Origin of the sequence: Photobacterium makurazakiensis (assembly GCF_050336715.1) — a bacterium.
GTDB lineage: Bacteria > Pseudomonadota > Gammaproteobacteria > Enterobacterales > Vibrionaceae > Photobacterium > Photobacterium makurazakiensis.
This window is the reverse complement of record NZ_JAKJSJ010000133.1, coordinates 1-2,716: the sequence shown is the minus strand read 5'-3', so window position 1 is coordinate 2,716 and position 2,716 is coordinate 1. Positions and strand designations below refer to the sequence as shown.

3 protein-coding genes are annotated in these 2,716 nt (G+C 37.6%); all 3 read right to left on the bottom strand.

Annotated features, from left to right (window positions below):
* Positions 1-825: 825 nt before the first annotated feature.
* Complete coding sequence (locus tag L4D09_RS28665; protein ID WP_428460936.1) at positions 826-1,461, bottom strand: LysE family translocator; 636 nt, start codon at positions 1,459-1,461, stop codon at positions 826-828.
* A 132-nt stretch (positions 1,462-1,593) separates the two neighbouring features.
* Positions 1,594-2,025 carry a hypothetical protein gene (locus tag L4D09_RS28660; RefSeq protein WP_428460935.1) on the bottom strand — a complete coding sequence of 144 codons (432 nt, stop codon included), beginning with the start codon at positions 2,023-2,025 and terminating at the stop codon, positions 1,594-1,596.
* 107 nt (positions 2,026-2,132) lie between these two features.
* Positions 2,133-2,716 (bottom strand): hypothetical protein (locus L4D09_RS28655; RefSeq protein WP_428460934.1); only part of this gene is annotated, 584 nt, incomplete at its 5' end.

Here is a 2,716-nt window from a genome sequence, read left to right as displayed (position 1 = left end):
ACTTAGTAAACACTGAAATCATAACTAACCAACACGAAATTCAACAGTGCGGATTCATGAATTTGAAAGAGACAAAGCTATTTATACCAATGAATATTGGCATGAGATTTAGGTAAACCGCACCAAGTCACGGAACAATTTTCACGGCATTGCGACCCACATTGAAACCACAAAACAAACAGCGGCCATGACACTTAAACTGTAAGGAATAATGGCATATAACGCCTAACATAAGTTGCGCCCCACTAAACTCACCAAGCGCACCGGACTCTACACCAAAAATGCGCAGTAAAATACGTCAACTTGATGTTCTTGTTAGTTGCGTGCGGTATCAAGTTTTTAAACCTAATTTAAGGAAAACCTAAATATTTTTTAAAAAAATAACCAAAATCAATAGTGAAAATGATACAAGCATAGATATCATTAGTTTTTTTATACTATATAGAATCCAATGCTTCGACTTAGGAAGTCGGTCTGAACTCTTTTCAGAATTAACATAAAATAGTACATGATATGGTGATACGGGAAAATTAAACCAAAATATATCTCGGTAACCGTCAGGATCATACTTTTTAATCAACATACCTAAATAAATAGTTAATAAAAAAGAACCTAAAAGACCGAACACTCCGATACAAAATAAAAGAAAGATTACAATATACCCCATAAGACTCCTGATATGTACGATAAACACTTAAACTGTTCATTGAAGCAAGTAACGCCCTTGTGAAGTTGCCCGCCCCTAAGCCCAAACATTACACCGTAATCACACTAGTCAATTCATACTGAAAATGCCACGTGTTAAGGGTCAACTTGCACAGTTTGTTATGTACTTGAACTCACTGCTAACTTGATACCTAGAGCAATGAATATTGTTCCCACGGTTCGATCTAGCCATACGCTTAATCTTTGGCTACTTCTGACTTTTTCCGTCAATTTTGATGCTGCAAGTACATAAAGAACCTCAACAACCACGGCGACTAACACAACAAGTAGCCCCAAATACATTAGTTGGATTGGCACTGAGCCATTACCATCTCGAATAAACTGAGGTAAGAATGCCATAAAGAAAATGGCAACTTTAGGGTTCAATATATCAACCAGAACGCCTTGCTTAAAAGCGACCCAAGCAGATTCTTTTGGTTGTTCATTTTCAGATATATTTAAGCTTGTCCCCGCAGAGTAAAATGACTGATAGGCAAGATATAATAAATACCCGACACCAATATATTTGACAATAGAAAATGCAAATGCCGATGAAACCAAAATAGCAGATAACCCGACAGAAGCAGCAAACACATGAAAGAGTGCGCCTGTACAAACACCTAATGCTGATGCAATACCTACCCTTTTGCCATTCGCTATTGTTTTAGTGAGTATATAAAGAAGATCAGGTCCAGGGGCTACGTTTAAAGCAAACGCAGTCGAAAAAAATAGCAACCAATAACTTAAATCAGACACGAACACTCCTTGTTTCGCTTAATTTAAAAAAGTACATAACGCCTGCCATAAGGTGTGCCACGATGAACCAACCAGACACACAGAACTCCATACAAAAACCGCCAAGTGTAAAGCATCACCTTGATGGCCTTGTTAGCAATTTTTATTCACCGTGTAGTTTTGTATCTCACGTGACCAAAACTCGACAAGTAAACTATCTTCAAGCCAAACCTCGTATAAAGGCCCACCAAACCTTGCTCTAAATCGATGCACCAAACCATGCTTATCAGCAATTCTAGCTAGCTCATTAATATCTTTGTTTGCTTCCAGCATAAAATGAGAAGCATTAAATTCTTGAGATTTATCCTGCCGTTCATAAACTGCAGCATGCACTCCATAGCACAAGGCATATTGGTTGGGAATAAACTCAATTAACTCATTTTCACCTTCATCCCAGATACAAAGCCAAGCATTTTCCATTGTCTTTGAGGGAAAGGGCTTCACTTCACCTGATGTAAGTTCAGCTAAAATAGCCGCGCTTCTTTCAGGAACTTTTGAACTAATGGATAGATGTTTAATTTTCATTTGATGAATAATCCTTCCTTGGAATTGCTAACGCCTGCAATAAGGTGTGCCCCACTGAACCAGCAAAGCGCACCGAACTCCGTACCAAAACCGCCGAGTGTAACGCATCACCTTGATTGCTTTGTTATGCAATTTCGATTGTATGCTATTGATAGTATTTCAGAAACGCTTCCAGCACCTACATAAATTTTGCCATCAATATAATGGTCATGCCCATGTGATTGCTCATCAAGATATGAATCCTGAAATAGCAGAAACTCTTCACTTTTAAGCTCTACACCTAACGAAGACAGCATTTCATATATATGAACAGCAAAGTTAAAAACACATGGGTTAATATTTACTACATCATGATACCAATGAAGTACCTTGCGAATAGTTACTTCTTCTTTTGCTTTAAACTTTTTAGGTATTCCTTCAATTGACAACTCGACAAGCGATGCAGGCACAAGGCATGCGTATAGCATATCCGTCATTAGTTGAGGCAATTTCTCGAACGGAATTATCAGTAACCTATTTAAAAGCTCTTCTTGATGATGAAATAGATTACGTAGTGCTTTCAGTGCTATGAACTCTTCACTATCGTAAAAGTTCGCATTCTGTGATGTTTCTAACCTATCATTCAAGCTATGTATCGAGTTCAATAAATTGAAAAGAGTATCTAAATCAGGCTCTACTGTATATTTATAAT

Coding starts and splice junctions, on each gene's coding strand:
- L4D09_RS28660 (WP_428460935.1), bottom strand. CDS start 2,025: ATGAAAATTAAACATCTATCCATTAGTTCAAAAGTTCCTGAAAGAAGC.